The sequence below is a fragment of the Paraburkholderia tropica genome, assembly GCF_014171495.1.
GTDB classification, from domain to species: domain Bacteria; phylum Pseudomonadota; class Gammaproteobacteria; order Burkholderiales; family Burkholderiaceae; genus Paraburkholderia; species Paraburkholderia tropica.
The window spans coordinates 61,315-76,107 of record NZ_CP049137.1; the positions used below are offsets into that span (position 1 = coordinate 61,315).

Here is a 14,793-nt window from a genome sequence, read left to right on the forward strand (position 1 = left end):
GAAATGCCAAGGTCGGCCCTGACCTCGGCTGCCGAAGGTAAGGCGGTGTGTCGGCTCAGCTCAGCCAAGGTATGCGGCTGACCGTGCTGCGCCAGTTAGTTGGGATGGGCGACAAGTAGCGCTTGCGATGCCCAACCGTTTAGCGGCGGACGTTGCGCTATCTTGCAGCGATCCAATGCGTATCACTAGGTCAATGCCGGCCTCGACCTGAGTCCGGCTCCCGTCCAGTTCCAGCGCGGGATGTTCCGCGGCAATCGCCAGTAACACGGGACGTGCATCATTGCTCTACCCCCGTTCCGAACCTGATTTTTGGGAAGGCCTTGATGGCGCCGGCGGCCGTTCGTCATATGCTACTGACGCACAGGCGCATTGCATTGGAAGAAGTGCGCAGTCACGACTGCTCCGCATTGATGATAGTCCTGTCGTGAAAGCAGCAACCAGGAAGTCAATGAACAAATCGACTTTCTTGGACTGCGAGCGTTGTACTGGGTGTAACGCGAGAAACGCAATGGGCTCCGGTTCGAATGCATCGAGGACTGTCGTTAATTCGCCCCGTTCCACCTCTGCGGTGACTTCCCACCACGATTTTTGCGTCAGTCCGAGGCCAGTACGAGCCCACAGCACGGGCAATTCCGAATTGTTGCTCGCAAGCGCACCTTCGATCCGAACGATTTGCGCCGTATCCCCGCGTCCGAATCGCCACGTCGCAGACAGATTGCCGTCAGGGTTGTGAACGATACACACGTGGTTGCGCAGTTCGCCCGGTGTCTGCGGCACGCCATGGCGCTCAAGATAGGCCTGGTTCGCGACAACGACCCGCCTTGAGGTGGCAATCACGCGGCCAACCAGGGACGTATCCGTGATCGGGCCACCCCTTATTGCCACATCGAATCCTTCCGCAACGATGTCTGACATCCTGTCGTCCAACAGCAGGCTGACCCGGATGCCGGGATGGCGCGCAGCAAACTCACCGAGCAGCGGAGCAATGCAGCGACGCCCAAGCGGCGTGGGTGCGGTGACGCGCAGCACGCCCTGGGGCGTGTCGCAATAACGCAGCACGGCCTGCTCCGCCATCAGGAAGTCTGCGAGGAGGCGCTCGCAATGCGCAAGCCACGTCTGCCCCGCATCAGTGAGCGACTGGCGGCGCGTCGTGCGCACGAGCAACTTGACACCGAAGCGCGCTTCAAGGGAGGCGATACGTTCGCTAACAACCGAAGTCGCGAGCCCAAGCTTGCGCGCCGCAGCCGACAATGACCCCAGTTTGGCCACTTCCACAAACACCTGCATGTCGCTGAAGTCGCGCATCTGTCTTTCGGCATTTCCGTAAGAAGTTTCCGGATCAGATGGCTTACCTGCCGCCGTCTTCCTATAGATACTAAGGAACACGTTAACATGGAACCGGTTCCTTTATGAGAATGACGACATCTCGCCGATGGTTGGCTGGAGTGCTGGCAAGCACGCTCTCCGCACTCGCCACCGCCCAGGTCGCTCCCCTGCCGGGCGTCACGGACACCCATGATGGAGGCGGCGTGAGCGCCGGGGCGCTCGAAGTCGTGGCGCGGTTCTATGGCCCAAGAACTAGGCACCGCCTATATCGCGGACTCGTCATTCGGCACCTCACCTGCAATCGTCGTTGTCGATCTCGCCACCGGCCGGCAGCGACGCGTTCTTGCACACGATCCGTCGACGCAACCCGAGCTGGGTTTCATGACCGTGCTGGAAGGCCGGCCACTGAGATACGATGCGCAGCACCCGACGTTTCCCGTCGGCGGCGTCGATGGCGTCACGCTCAGCGCGGACAGCTCCCGCCTTTACTACAGCCCCTTGTCGAGCAGGCGGCTCTACAGCATCCCGACCGACTTGCTGGCCAATTTCGACACGAGCGATTCGCAGCTCTCGGCCGCAGTGAGCAACGAAGGTGAAAAAGGTACCGCCGATGGGCTCGCAACCGACAGCGATAACCGCATCTACACCACCGACTCCGAGCACGACGAGGTCCTGCGCCGCTATCCGGACGGGCACTTCGATGTCGTCGTCCGGGATCCACGCCTCGTCTGGCCCGACGCGATCTTCGTTGCCGGACACTACGTGTATGTGACCCTGGGGCAATGGAACCGCCTGCCGGGTTTCAACGGCGGGCACGATCTGCGCCAGCCACCCTATCTGCTGATTCGCGCGCCCATTGATGCAGCGCCGTCAGTCGACCGATAGCCTGGCGGGTGGCCCGTGCTCCTCAGGCTGCGGGACCTGCCGTCCCCCATCACGCACCAAGAAGATCTTCATGAAATACAGAAACTGCTGGTCCCGAAACCGCATCGTACGCTGTGCGTTTGCCTCCCCGTCTTACTCGCATGCGCATCGGTATGCGCTGCGCCGGCAAATGGCAGCATTGTGACAACGCAAAAGCTGGCGTGGCGGGTTGCGAACGAGCTTGCCGTGAAAGCCGTCGAACTGTGCGAGCAGCGCGGCTATTCGGTCACCACCGCCACCTTGGTCGGCACGAGCGGGCATCAACAGGCCGTCGTAAAAGGGGATAGCGTTCCGCTGCAATGTAAGCGAGTCCACCATACCGTCTCGACGGTCTGACCAGAAGTTGCCAGAGTAGTCCCCGCCACATCGCTGTACCGGCAATCGGCGATCGCGGCACGCGACGGCGTGACGCTTGACCGGGCCAACATGGGCCGCTGCATTGGCCAGTGTGAGGCACTGTGCGCCCCGCTAACAGAGGCGCTGCGCCGCTATTCCGTGGCCGCTACCAAGCTGCACGCGGATGACACGCCGATCCCGGTGCTCTCACCGGGCAACAGGAAGACCCGCACCGGCCGGCTGTGGGTCTACGTGCGCGACGATCATCGCTCGGGCTCGACGCAACCGGCTTCGGTCTGGTTCGCGTACTCGCCGAACCGCCAAGGCATCCATCCTCAAACCCATCTCGCCAGCTTCAAAGGGATCCTGCAAGCGGATGCTTACGCTGGCTTCGACGAATTGTTCCGCGATGGCTCGATACGCGAGGCTGCTTGCCATGCCCACACGAGGAGAAAGTTCTACGACATTCACGTGCGCACACCATCTGACACAACACAGAAGGCACTCGAATATATCGGCGGGCTCTACGACATCGAGGCCTCCATTCGCGGCAGGCCTGCTACCGAACGACTGCGAATACGGCAGGAGAAAGGTAAGCGGCTCGTGCCGGCCGTTATAGACGGTGGCTGAGGGCGACATCAAAGTGATGCCCATCACTTCCAATCTGATGGGCACCACTTTGACACAGTCTGCGGAGAAGAAGCCTGGTTCCCGGACGGGGCGCCCGAACTACCCACGGGAGCTGCGTGAGCGACTGGCAGCAGCAGCTTGCAAGCTGGCGTATCCGTCGCGAAGCTAGCCAAGGAGAATGGCATCAACGCGAACATGTTGTTCACCTGGCGGCGGCGATATCTGGCCGATCAGCAAGCTCGATCTGCCGGGCTCATTCCGGTCGTATTGCTCAGCGACGCGCCGACGGAGGTCATTGTGTCAGCTCCGGTAGAGTCGCAAGCGCAAGGCGCGAAGTCTGCATCAACTACACGCTGAACCACGACTTAGACCGTGTTAGGAACTTCAGCTCAGACCTGGTAACCTGGGCGGATGGAAACGCAAACTCTGTCGTGGAACGAGTGCCGATCATTGATCTGGTATGCAGATCAAATTTTTCCGTCAATTAGAGAAACAAAAAAACAACAGCACTCCAGCATGTCCGGGCATGCGGAAGATTCGCGAATGGCCGCCCCGTCCACATGGTGTCTGGCGGTACACGTCGCTTTCGTTTCCTGAAAATCAGTATTGCGCCCTTCACTACGGTCACCATTTTTCCCTCTACCTACACTGCGTCGTCCGCTACGACTGGATAGCGGTCCGAAACCAGAATCAGTCCAGCGCAGACAATCCCGCCACACCGTCAGAGGGAATTGTCAGCGTCGGATAGATACTCCTCATTTTCGTCGAAGTAATTTTCCCCAGTTTTTGTCTGGCGCCGCCGCGTAAGCGGCGGCGCCCTCCCGATCACCGACCATATCCCACTACGGATCCGTCGAGGGGGTGTCGGTGATCGAGCTGGGAGAGGTTATGACGATTCTGGAATTGCACCGGCAGGGGCTGAGCATCTCGGCCATCGCCGCTCGACTGGGTATGGACCGCAAGACCATTCGCAAATACATCAAGGGTGGTGTGCAGGCGCCGCGTTACGGTCCACGTGCACCGCGACCCTGCGTCATCGACCCGTTCGTTCACTATGTGACCGAGCGTGTGCGTGAGTACCCGGACCTGAGCATCGAGCGGCTGCTGCGGGAGATTCAGGCCATGGGTTACGCAGGCGGTCGAACAGCTCTGGGCGACCTGGTTCGGGAAGTCCGGCCACCGCGACAGCGTGGCTTCGAGGTGCGCTTTGAGACTCCAGCTGGCCACCAGGCGCAGGTAGACTTCGCACACTTCAATGTTGAGTTCGACGATGTACCGGGGCAGCGACGCTCAATCTGGTTGTTCTCGATTGTGCTCGGGCACAGCCGCTATCTGTGGGGGCGTTTCGTCGAACATCAGGACCTGCAGACCGTCCTGCGCTGCCACATGGAAGCGTTCGAGCACATTGGTGGTGTGCCACGCGAAGTGCTGTACGACCGCATGAAGGCAGCGGTGCTGGGCGAAGTCGAGAAGCACATCGTCTACAACGCGAAGCTGGTCGCGTTTGCACAGCACTATGGTTTCGCTCCGCGTGCGTGCAAGGCGTATCGCGCCAAGACCAAGGGCAAGGTCGAACGCCCCTATCGCTATATCCGGCAGGACTTCTTCCTCGCACGACGATTCCAGAATCTCGCCGATCTGAACCGCCAGTTGCGCAACTGGCTCGACACGGTGGCCAACTCACGAGTACACGGCACGACGCATCGCGTTGTCATGCAGCACTTCCGGGAGGAACGCCCCGCGCTCCAGGTGTTGCCTGCCGGCGTCTTCAATGGCGTCATCAGACTCGAGCGGCGCGTGAGCCACGAAGGTCTGGTCTCGGTCGGCGGCAACTACTATAGCGTGCCCGACCGCACCCGCAGGCGCACGCTCGACGTCCATAGTCTGGCTCACGAGATCCGCATCTACGAGGACGGCGAACTGCTCGCAGTGCACCCCGTGCTGGAAGGCCGGCGACGAACATCGTTGCTGCCTGGCCATCGGAGCGCGGGCCAGCGCAGGCAGCAGGCGGCGCGCGACGTATCGTCGGGCACGACTGGTGTCGGACGTCGGCCGCTGTCGTTTTACGATCAGGTGGCCAGGCGTCTGGCTGATGCCGGGAGGCGCGCATGAACAGCGTTCCAATCTCAACCGTCGAACGGATACAGCGTTACCTCGTTGGCTTGCGTATGCCGCGTGCGCTTGAAGCGCTGGATGCCACCTTGAAGCGTTTCGAACAGGGCGACAGCTCGATGCTCGAAGTACTGGAGACGTTGCTGGGCGAGGAGTTCACGACGCGCGAGACGCGGCGCATCCGCATGGCGCTGCAGACAGCGAGGCTGGGCACCGTCAAGACGCTCGCCGGATATGACTTCAGCTTCCAGCCGAGTCTCGATCGCGATCGCATCATGACGCTTGCGCAACTTGAGTTCATCGAACGACGCCAGACGGTCCACTTCCTCGGGCCGCCAGGAACTGGCAAATCACACCTCTCCATTGCGCTAGGTGTCGAAGCGGTGCGCGCCGGCAAGAGCGTGTACTTCGGCTCACTGGCAGAAATCGTCAATTCGATGGCGAAGGCCGAACGCGAAGGCAACCTCGCCCAGCGTGTGCGCTTTCTTGCGCGCAACAGTCTGCTCATCGTTGACGAGATCGGCTATCTGCCGATCGGCTCCAACGGGGGCAACTTGTTCTTCCAGCTCGTCAACGCATGTTACGAGCGCTGCGCCATCGTCCTCACGTCCAATCGCAGCTTCGGCGAATGGGGCGAGGTCTTCGGTGACACAGTCGTCGCAGCGGCGCTGCTCGACAGGTTGCTGCATCACGCGATTGTTGTCCAGATTGAAAGTTCGTCGTACCGGCTGCGGGAGCATGCCGATCTCCTGCCTGACCACCTGCGCAACCGACTATCCGCCCTAAACCCGGCACCGGCCGAACCTGCTAACCGACGCCCGGGTCGCCCCCGAAAGAGCTCACCGGATCCATTCAGCGGCTGATCACCGCAAATACACAGGGTGGGGAAATTTACTTCGACGATTCTGAGGAAATTAAGTCCGACGTTGACAGGAATCAATGAAATACCAACAGATGAAACTATCCTGGTTCGTATGGGTACCGGCCCTCCTGTTCACCGGCGCAGCGCACGCACAGCATAGCGTGACGCTATACGGGCTGATTGACGAAGGTCTCAACTTCACGAGCAATGCAGGCGGTCATACAGCATGGCAAATGTCGAGCGGTGACACATTCGGCAGCCGATGGGGCTTGAAAGGCAGCGAAGATCTTGGCGGTGGGGACAAGGCCATCTTCCAGCTGGAAAACGGTTTCAACGTGAACAGTGGCAAGCTGGGTCAGGATTCGAGCATGTTCGGCCGCCAGGCGTTCGTGGGTCTGTCGTCCTCGCGGTACGGCACGCTCACGCTCGGGCGCCAGTACGACACCAGCGTTGACGCGCTCGGCTTCGGCAGTATCACGGCAGCCGGAAACTGGGCTGGGGACATCAATACCCACCCGTTCGACAATGACAATGTGGACTGGGATTTCCGCGTCAACAATGCCGTCAAATATGTCAGCCCGACCTACCGCGGGCTCACTGCAGAAGCCATGTACGGTTTCAGCAACCAGCCAAGCGGTTTCTCGAATAATCGCGTATGGGGCGCCACGCTAAACTACCAGAATGGCAACCTGACCGCGGCTGCGTCTTATCTGAAGCTCAACAATCCGGGGCTTGCGTCAGGCGGCGCGGTCAACAGTGGCGACCTCTTCAACGGCTCGTCACAGCAGGACATTGGGGTAGCGGCCTCGTACCAGTTTACCCACGTGCTCGTCGGCGCCGCGTGGTCCCATGTCGATGTCTATAACCCCGTCAGCAATGTATGGATGGACAACACCACGCTGCAGAATGGCGCAACGTGGAATTCGTGGAAATTCGACAACTTCGAACTCAACGCGCAGTACTACTTCACCCATGCACTATGGCTGGGCGCGGCCTACACGTTCACGATGGCGCATCTGTATGCATCCGACACGAAATTTGTGCCCAAGTGGCACCAGCTCGGCCTGATGTTCGACTATGACCTGAGCAAGCGCACGTCCGTCTATCTGCAGGGCGCCTGGCAGCATGTCGTGAGCGCCCGCACCGGAACGAGTTTCGACGAGGCACAGATTGTGGACGCCTCGGCGGGTGCGTCTTCAGGAGTGAACCAGATGGTCTACCGCCTGGGCATGATTCACCGGTTCTGACCGACTGCAGGACCCGCATCCGGGTTCGTTCAAAACCGGCTTCGCTGCGGGCCTCTTCGTGAGGCCTGATGCCACCTGATGGCCCTTGTCCGGCCCTGTCGCGGCTAGCTGTCTGAATCCTCATTCGAAGACGCCCCGTCTTCTGCAAAGTGGACACGGTCGCGCCCCGCCAGCTTCGCTGCATACAGGGCGACATCAGCACGCGACACCAGCTGACGCCACGTCACCCCCGTGGCCTCAGCGACGCCAAAACTAGCGGTAACCGGGACGAGCTCTCCGTCGGCGGTTCGTAGCTCCAGCCGGCGCAAAACGAGCCGCAGCCGGTGCGCGAGTGCCTGCACGCTCGCTGCATCCTGTGCGTCGCACAAGATCCCGAACTCCTCCCCTCCGACGCGTGCTACAAGGTCGCCCGGTCGAACGCTCTTCGAAAGCGCTTCAGCCACGCCAGCCAGCACACAGTCACCCATCGGATGGCCGTACCGGTCGTTAATCGACTTGAAATGGTCAACGTCGAGCAGGATAAGAAAAGTGCGACCGGCAGCGCCAGCGGGCGCGATCCTCGGTTTCCCTCGCGCCTCGAATGTCCGCAGGTTCAGCAGCTTCGTCAAATGGTCCGTCTCCGCCAGATGCTTGAGCTGGCGCGCGTGCGCCGAGCGCTCGCCCAATCTCGACTCAAGACGTCTGATCGCCTCAAAGAGTGTCTCCACCTCCTGGACAGCACGATGCCGCCGCACGCCAGTGAGCGGCTGCTCGTCGGCAAGGCCGATCACGGCTTCGCTCGCCTCGAGCAAGGGCTGCAACACATACACCTGAATAGACACCGCAATACCCGCGATCACGACGACGATCGAAAGTGCAATGAAAAACACGGTGAAGAACTGTATCAGTGCCCTGTGTGCCTCCTCGGTATAGTCGGACACGAGCTGGTCGATCCAGGCGCCGCGCCATGCCTCGAGCGGCCCCAGCGTTGCGACATAGCGTTGAGTGAATGCCGTGGCGTCAAGTGTGTACTGCCCCTCTGCTGCCCCTTCCGAAATCAGACGCGTCATGAGCTGCTCGCCGTCGCCAGTGAACTCCGCCTTGGCAGCGGTCTCCAGAGCGGTCAATGCAGCGCTTTTACCACCGTGAGACTGCTCGAAATCGAGCAGGTCGAACTGCTGTTTCGCGCGGCCGAGAATCATATGAAATGCGTTGATGTTCTGCGAGGGGACCGGGATACCCGCGACGAGCGACGCCACGATCTGCGACCCGAGGCGGCCAGCGTCATCCCTGAGCGCGCAAAGTATGAGCGCCCGCATGACCGGCGCGTTCAGGCCTGGATTCGAGCGCAGTAGTTCGCGACCCTGCCAGTTCACGACCGCCCGATAGGCATCATATGCCGCAAACATTGCATCGATTGCGCGCTGGACATCGATGTAGCGAGGCCGCGTAAGGCCCGTGCTCCCATCGACGAGGCCGCGTGCAACCGCCAATTTTTGTGCTACATCCCTGATCAGGCTCGCCGGCACATTACCGCTCGCCACGAGACGCAACCCGTTATTCGTTTCGGCGCGGGCACGCTCGACTGCGGCGCGAGCGCCGGCGCGCGACGCGAGGTTACTGTCCATCAGAATGTTCGATGGAGCTCGCTCGGCGGAAATGGCGTTTGCGACATTGAGCACAAGGCGTAACCGACCGAATTGCGTGACATCCCGCCTAGCCTCCTCAAAGCCACGATACAGATGCAGCAGTATGCTCGTCGCGAGCAGGCCGGCAAGCACAATGACCGCGCCCGCACCTAACCATAGAAGGCGATTGATCCGCGTCCGAAAAAAAGCGTTGCTGTCCACGTCTTGCGCCGCCTAACACCCGGCGAATTGTGCCGGATTGCATTTCGCTTGCTGAGCGCGGTTGCCAGCAGGAAATTTCCATATAAACGCCATCGAGGTATGTGCCCTTTCAGTGAACGTTACAGCACTGTTTTTTCCTTTTTGCCCTGTAACTACACTTACGGCATTACTGATTAGAACTGAAGCCCGTTTGCATGCTGACTGCAGTGAGTGATCGGCGAGATCGCGGTTCCAGTGCAGCCACTCTCCTGTCGACGATCAGACCATCGGCATGCCGACCGGCTTGTTTCATTCGCCAGATTCTGATACATCGACCGCAGCCGCATAACGTGGAAATTCGGCACGCACCATGCAGATCGCACCATCCAGAAGCACGGGATAACCGCACTACTTCTCCTTTGCGCAATTTGACGCGCCCCGAGCAGCCAGAGGCATCCGCCGCGTGACCTGCGCCTCCGCCAGCACGATTCGAGTTTCGTGCAGTCGCACGCCAAATTCCGGAGCGTCTGCGTCACCGGCCCGTAATCAGGCATGATGGAAGAAGTCCCCCGATTCCCGACGTCGGCCGATTGAGTGGGTAATCCGGTCCAAATCCCCGAAATGCATGTCGTCTACGTCACGGTAAGGTGCCTCGAAGAAACAGCAATAGGCGGAGATATACTAAACCGGTTTGGATGACCTTTCAAACCGGTTTTACAAACTCCCACGCTCCCATGGATTCATGCGCAGTCGTATCGCATTCCACTACTACGCGCGAAGGTCCGGCCCCCTAGCTATCCGGCGAAACGCGTAACCCACGATCAGGCGTCCACCCCGATAGAACCTTTCGCTGTGACACCCGACGACAGGGCTTCATCAACAGTCCGCGTTTGGCGGGCACGACCTAGATGCGGCGCGACAATTGGTCGCATCCTTTCGACCCAATTCCGAATCACCTTCGCGCGAGTCATGGTTCTTTAGGTTCGAGGCGGCGAACGCATGAATGTTATGGCCAACGTGGCCCTGCTGGTCGCCGTGTGGCAAACGGAGTGGACCATCACCCGCCATGAGAGTGGGTACGCGACAGATCCAGTTCCGGCCTGAAAACACATGCCCTCATGCTTGACAAGGAAACTTGGCACCTACGCGTGCGAACGCATTATCGACCTACTCGCCACCACAATCTGGTCAGCGAAACACTCCATGAAATCAGTACTGCGTCATTCGGACAGCAGACCGATATCGCGCAGCGCAGCTCAGTTCAGCCGTAGAACATATGGCCTTTCGGCACATTAGAACGCAGCGACAACACAAGCGCTAACAGCGACAGCGAGATCACCGGACGATCGTCCGCAAGAAGTAAAGCATTCGCATGCCGTTCATCAAGAGTCCGATGAGATTGCACTGCGCTAGATCGACGCCATGGAACTACGCCGTTATACCAGGGCCCGCGTTGACGGGCTGGTTGCGCGAGTGCGAAACGCCCGTATACACTGCTTCAGGTGCCCTCTCCAGCCCCAAGCCATTCGCGGCAGGCTGACTGAGCGCGCGCAAACTGCCTGGGCCTGATGTCTTCGAACCGCACTAAAAAACACATCGCCTCTGTAGCTTTCTGCGAGCGCCCCGTGTCCGTCGCCGTGCCCATTGACGCACATCATGCCCGGCTGCACTTTCGTCACACCGCGCTGGGCTGAGGCGACGAGTCTACAATCTCCACCATTCACTGAAACACAACACGTCGACCGGACACTACAATTGCAAAAGCCATGAAAGCGGGCGAAAGTGTGTCGGCACGTCAGCAACCTGCATGGGGGGCTCAATCCGATACCAGTGCCCATCGTCGTGCAAAAAGAACGGGCCCGCATCTTCGTAGCACTCTATTGCGTTGTCGAACCGGAGTTCACACGGCGTTCCGTCCGGGATCGCCAGGTCAACCGGCGCCCAATCTCCCATCTCATTCTCCAGCGGCTCGTCTCGCCACCACGCATGCCAGCGAGCCTCGCTGACCGCACCGCAAAAGCGGGACGGCCCTTCAATTTACCGGTACGCGTCCAGGCACGAGCAAGCTGTGAGCAATCGCTCCGGCAACGCATGATGCACAGTGACAAACAAATACCGCTCTCCAGTAGCGCGTGTTATGCCCAACAAAGAGAACCGTCACTCACCAGTCCCAACGGGGCAAGAGCAACGCCGCTCACTCATCGAGCGGAACGACTCCACTGCCGCCACGCTCATGGCTCTTGGCGCCTGCCGAGCTACAGAATGTTGACCAGCCAGAACAGGGAAAGCACCGCCGCAATGATCGCCATACCGCCCCGAGCCCCCGACCGACTCGAATCCCGCATACGCCCACGCCCCCCTCTGATCTCCTGCACGATATACGGCGGCATCGATAAAGCTCTTTGCCCTATATTTATCCTCGCGATCAAGCTTCGCAAACAGGATTTCCCGGGCTGGCCGCGCAATCGCGAAGTTCCCGGCGGGACGCAGCAACGAGAATGCCACGACCGTCCCGAAACCTGGTGACAGCGCAACAAAGACAAACCCCGCGGCACTCATCGCCGGAATGAGCGCCACCGTCAATGGCACTCCGAACCGTCAAACAATTTTCCCTGTCAGAAGAATCTGGAGCAGTAACGTCAACGCATTGCCGACGAGATCGAGTGTGGCGAAAAACGTTACCCGGGAAGCACCGCTTGCGAACGTCCGATGGATCACGTTAGCCTGCTCGAAATAAAGCGTCGTGGAAGCCATCGAGAACAGCAGCATGTAGACGCAGATGTTGATCAGGTAGGGTGAGTGAATAGTCCGCGATATACCGGCGAGCACCGTACCACCTATAGCGGTGAACTGACTGCGAAAGTGCTGGTCTCGCGCGTAGATGGGCGCAATGTGCCGCACACATCTGAGCGCGACTTCCAGCAGCATTGCCGAAATCACGAGCAGCCCGACTGGCCCCACAAGATGATTGAGCGTAGCCGTCACAGTTGCGCCAACAATCGCTCCTAGCGTCGCGCCAGCCGCCATCAGCGCGAACAGTCGCTTGCCCTGATCATCGTTGAATACGTCGACGACCAGTTCCCAGAAGACCGACACGACAAACAGGTTGAATACCGATACCCAGACGAAAAAGACCCGGCCAATCCAGATGCTCTGCCCGCGCGTTCCGAGTGACAACAGGACGGCAAACACAAGCAGGTTGACGATAAAGAACCGGTAGGCAACCGCAATGAAGCGCGCGCGCGTTAGGCGCCGCGCAAGCGCTGCGAACGGCAGATTTGCCAGCAACATGCATATGAGCGTCGCCGAGAACAGCCACTGAAGATTGCGCACGCCCCCATCGATGCCCATCGCGTCACGAATAGGCCGGATAACGTAGTACGAGCACAGGACACAGAACACGTACAGCCAGCACCAGAAGAGCGGACGCCATTCGCCGACCCTGACGGGTATCCAGGCATGCAGCACGCCTCGCAGCCACGTAGTCGGGCGTGTCGCCCGCGCTTCCGATTCAGTGGCAGACGGCATGACAACTTCCCAGCTTTCGAAAATGTTCGAAAGACGGCGAGCGGGCTCCTGCCACGGCTTACTGACCACCCGGCGCGATGCCGATGCGTTCGCGCAGTTCGCCCGCAGTGAGGACTTCCTCGAAAAGCGATGAGCCTGGTTCGAACTTGCGCGCTGCCGCCAACGGCCCGACTATCACAGGATCGAAGCCAGCGTCACGCACCATGGCTGCGGCAACGGCGAGCGCCCCCGGATTGTCACCCGCCAGGGGCACGGCGACGAGGGGCGGTGGACGATGGGCCTCACTCGCGACGACACTGGCGTCGATCGAATTGAAGCCACGAACGAGGCGGGTACCGGGAAAGAAATGCGCGGAGGCAACCCCACTGCCCTCTTGCGTGGCGAGCTGCGCGGCCTCTCCATCGCGCAATGCGTACGGATTGCACGCATCAAGCACAACCTTTCCCGCCATCACGGGCGAGAGATCGCGGCCCAGCTGCGGCAGCGCTCCATACGGGACCGCGAGCAGGATCGCATCGCCGAAGCCGGCAGCTTCACGAGGCGTGCCAGCATGCGCGGCCGCACCCAGTTCGTGCACCATCCCTTCGAGCTCGTCGGGATGGCGTGACGAGAACATTACTTCATGACCGGCCTTAACCCAGAGACGGCCTAGCGTGCCACCCACGTGGCCCGAGCCGATTACACCAATCTTTCGTGTATCCGAAGCCGTATCACCGAGCGCCGCGCGAACCGGGGAAAACGAAAGAACTGCCAATGTTGCGCCGTACGCGGCAATCGAAAGCAACCGTCTGCGTTTTCCAAACATTGCCCTTTTCACTCCGTACAGTGAGTGAGCGCAGGAATGCCACCCACGGTGCACCACCACCTAATGAGGGCGTACGCCTTCGCCCTTCACAGGATGAGAATTCGATCGCTCATTAAACCAGAGCGCAATTGTCCGACGCTCTGCATCGGTCATGTTCGTAACGTTGCCAAGGGGCATCGCGCGTAATTCCACGACCTGGCGATAAATCGCGTGCGCGTGTCGGTCAATCTCCGCCGGCGAAGCAAACGTCAGCCCTTTGGGGGCGCTGGCCATCATGGCCGGATGCGCCGAATGACAAGTCGCACAGCGCGCCAGCAGAATTGCACCAATATCATGGTCGCTGACGAGTGCAGCCGCGTGCGCCCCCGCCGCCCCGAACGCGAGCAGCAGCACAGAAGTCATTGAAACGAGATTCAGGAACCGGTACATACTTGCCATAACCGTCGAACTCAGCTCCATAATTTTGGAAGGGCGCCATCGGGCCCAGACAACGGATCACTGAGAGGAAACTGCACGTCCTACAGCGTCTTCATTTGCGCCGCACTCAGCGCCTCGCGACTGATGCCGATATCCTCATCCGGCGGATAGGCGCCGACGACAAGAAAATCCGGGCTTGCTTCGAGCTTGCAGTGGCCAGTGCCAGCCGGCAACACCACGACGTCACCGGCCTGTATTCTCACCTCGCGCCCGACAGGTGCAGCCCCCCCGAGTAGCAGACGCGCACTCCCCCCGGCAAAGCCGAGTACTTCATGGGTCTCCGGATGGAAATGGTGGAAATCGTATATGCCATTTCGCCATTGCGGCGGCCACCCATTCCGCGCAAAAACCGCTTCAAAGCGGGAGGCCGGATCGGGTCCATTGACGGGAATGGCGTGACGATAGACCAGCACCGCCAGCCGCTGATTGTTGGGAATCCATCCGTTGCGTTCAAAGCGGAGCACTTGGGGTCCGGCGGCGTCAGCCGCATCATCATCTCCTGCCAATACCCGCGTAGCCGGAAACAATCCGCCAAGAGCAAGCGCCACATTGAGATTTCTGCGTCGCAAATTGGCCATATCCGTCACCTCGATAGCAAGCCGCGCTGGGATGATCGCATGAAACGGGAGCGTTCACTTTTCGGGATTTCCGGAATGAGTTTCCGCTTCGCCTAGACGATCGAAGTTGCGAGGTCGATGAAAGCTGTGTAGCGCGCGAGCGTCGCCCCCCAACCGGACG

General features: G+C 60.1%; 12 protein-coding genes and 1 pseudogene. 7 read left to right on the top strand and 6 right to left on the bottom strand.

All coding sequences use genetic code 11. From position 1 onward, the window contains the following. Positions 1–285: 285 nt before the first annotated feature. Positions 286–1,305 carry a LysR family transcriptional regulator gene (locus tag G5S35_RS30880; RefSeq protein ID WP_183040342.1) on the bottom strand — a complete coding sequence of 340 codons (1,020 nt, stop codon included), beginning with the start codon at positions 1,303–1,305 and terminating at the stop codon, positions 286–288. Positions 1,306–1,566: 261 nt separating this feature from the next. Between G5S35_RS30880 and G5S35_RS30885 the strand changes: the two genes are divergently transcribed. The 7 genes and pseudogenes from G5S35_RS30885 to G5S35_RS30915 all read left to right on the top strand — a co-directional run bounded on the left by G5S35_RS30885 (position 1,567) and on the right by G5S35_RS30915 (position 7,437). Beyond that, a complete protein-coding gene (locus G5S35_RS30885; protein ID WP_183040343.1) occupies positions 1,567–2,211 on the top strand; it encodes an L-dopachrome tautomerase-related protein in 645 nt (214 codons plus the stop codon). 225 nt (positions 2,212–2,436) lie between these two features. Further along, on the top strand, positions 2,437–2,586 hold the full coding sequence (locus G5S35_RS30890; protein WP_183040344.1) for a hypothetical protein: 150 nt from the start codon (positions 2,437–2,439) through the stop codon (positions 2,584–2,586). Positions 2,587–2,613: 27 nt separating this feature from the next. Continuing rightward, a pseudogene (locus G5S35_RS30895) lies at positions 2,614–3,201 on the top strand (IS66 family transposase); the annotation flags it as partial. A 153-nt stretch (positions 3,202–3,354) separates the two neighbouring features. Continuing rightward, positions 3,355–3,573, top strand: a complete 219-nt coding sequence (locus G5S35_RS39710; protein ID WP_237181875.1) for a transposase — start codon at positions 3,355–3,357, stop codon at positions 3,571–3,573. 531 nt (positions 3,574–4,104) lie between these two features. Beyond that, entirely contained in the window at positions 4,105–5,328 is a 1,224-nt protein-coding gene (gene istA / locus G5S35_RS30905; protein WP_183040345.1) for an IS21 family transposase, read from the top strand. After that, complete coding sequence (istB, locus tag G5S35_RS30910) at positions 5,325–6,191, top strand: IS21-like element helper ATPase IstB (protein ID WP_183040346.1); 867 nt, start codon at positions 5,325–5,327, stop codon at positions 6,189–6,191. The genes istA and istB overlap by 4 nt, the downstream gene beginning before the upstream one ends. 91 nt (positions 6,192–6,282) lie before the next feature. Further along, positions 6,283–7,437 (top strand): porin, encoded by a 1,155-nt coding sequence (locus G5S35_RS30915; RefSeq protein WP_477644654.1) that lies wholly within the window; start codon positions 6,283–6,285, stop codon positions 7,435–7,437. 104 nt (positions 7,438–7,541) lie between these two features. Here G5S35_RS30915 and G5S35_RS30920 read toward each other — a convergent pair whose 3' ends face one another. The 5 genes from G5S35_RS30920 to G5S35_RS30940 all read right to left on the bottom strand — a co-directional run bounded on the left by G5S35_RS30920 (position 7,542) and on the right by G5S35_RS30940 (position 14,633). Next, the gene (locus G5S35_RS30920; protein WP_183040348.1) at positions 7,542–9,266 is read right to left on the bottom strand and encodes a GGDEF domain-containing protein; all 1,725 of its coding nucleotides are present in this window, start codon (positions 9,264–9,266) and stop codon (positions 7,542–7,544) included. Positions 9,267–11,843: 2,577 nt separating this feature from the next. Beyond that, a complete protein-coding gene (locus G5S35_RS30925; RefSeq protein WP_183040349.1) occupies positions 11,844–12,773 on the bottom strand; it encodes an NTP/NDP exchange transporter in 930 nt (309 codons plus the stop codon). A 58-nt stretch (positions 12,774–12,831) separates the two neighbouring features. Further along, positions 12,832–13,578 (bottom strand): NADPH-dependent F420 reductase, encoded by a 747-nt coding sequence (locus G5S35_RS30930; RefSeq protein ID WP_183040350.1) that lies wholly within the window; start codon positions 13,576–13,578, stop codon positions 12,832–12,834. Positions 13,579–13,638: 60 nt separating this feature from the next. Beyond that, positions 13,639–14,007: a hypothetical protein gene (locus tag G5S35_RS30935; protein WP_237181877.1), complete on the bottom strand. Its 369-nt coding sequence runs from the start codon at positions 14,005–14,007 to the stop codon at positions 13,639–13,641. Between the two features lie 89 nt (positions 14,008–14,096). After that, positions 14,097–14,633 carry a cupin gene (locus G5S35_RS30940; protein ID WP_202035044.1) on the bottom strand — a complete coding sequence of 179 codons (537 nt, stop codon included), beginning with the start codon at positions 14,631–14,633 and terminating at the stop codon, positions 14,097–14,099. Positions 14,634–14,793 lie beyond the last annotated feature (160 nt).

What these genes read in the sequence shown, in the direction of transcription:
- G5S35_RS30925 (WP_183040349.1), bottom strand. Translation starts at nt 12,773, where the DNA reads ATGCCGTCTGCCACTGAATCGGAAGCGCGGGCGACACGCCCGACTACG.
- G5S35_RS30930 (WP_183040350.1), bottom strand. Translation starts at nt 13,578, where the DNA reads ATGTTTGGAAAACGCAGACGGTTGCTTTCGATTGCCGCGTACGGCGCA.
- G5S35_RS30880 (WP_183040342.1), bottom strand. Translation starts at nt 1,305, where the DNA reads ATGCGCGACTTCAGCGACATGCAGGTGTTTGTGGAAGTGGCCAAACTG.
- istB (WP_183040346.1), top strand. Translation starts at nt 5,325, where the DNA reads ATGAACAGCGTTCCAATCTCAACCGTCGAACGGATACAGCGTTACCTC.
- G5S35_RS30885 (WP_183040343.1), top strand. Translation starts at nt 1,567, where the DNA reads ATGGCCCAAGAACTAGGCACCGCCTATATCGCGGACTCGTCATTCGGC.
- G5S35_RS30915 (WP_477644654.1), top strand. Translation starts at nt 6,283, where the DNA reads ATGAAACTATCCTGGTTCGTATGGGTACCGGCCCTCCTGTTCACCGGC.
- G5S35_RS30935 (WP_237181877.1), bottom strand. Translation starts at nt 14,007, where the DNA reads ATGTACCGGTTCCTGAATCTCGTTTCAATGACTTCTGTGCTGCTGCTC.
- istA (WP_183040345.1), top strand. Translation starts at nt 4,105, where the DNA reads ATGACGATTCTGGAATTGCACCGGCAGGGGCTGAGCATCTCGGCCATC.
- G5S35_RS30940 (WP_202035044.1), bottom strand. Translation starts at nt 14,633, where the DNA reads ATGGCCAATTTGCGACGCAGAAATCTCAATGTGGCGCTTGCTCTTGGC.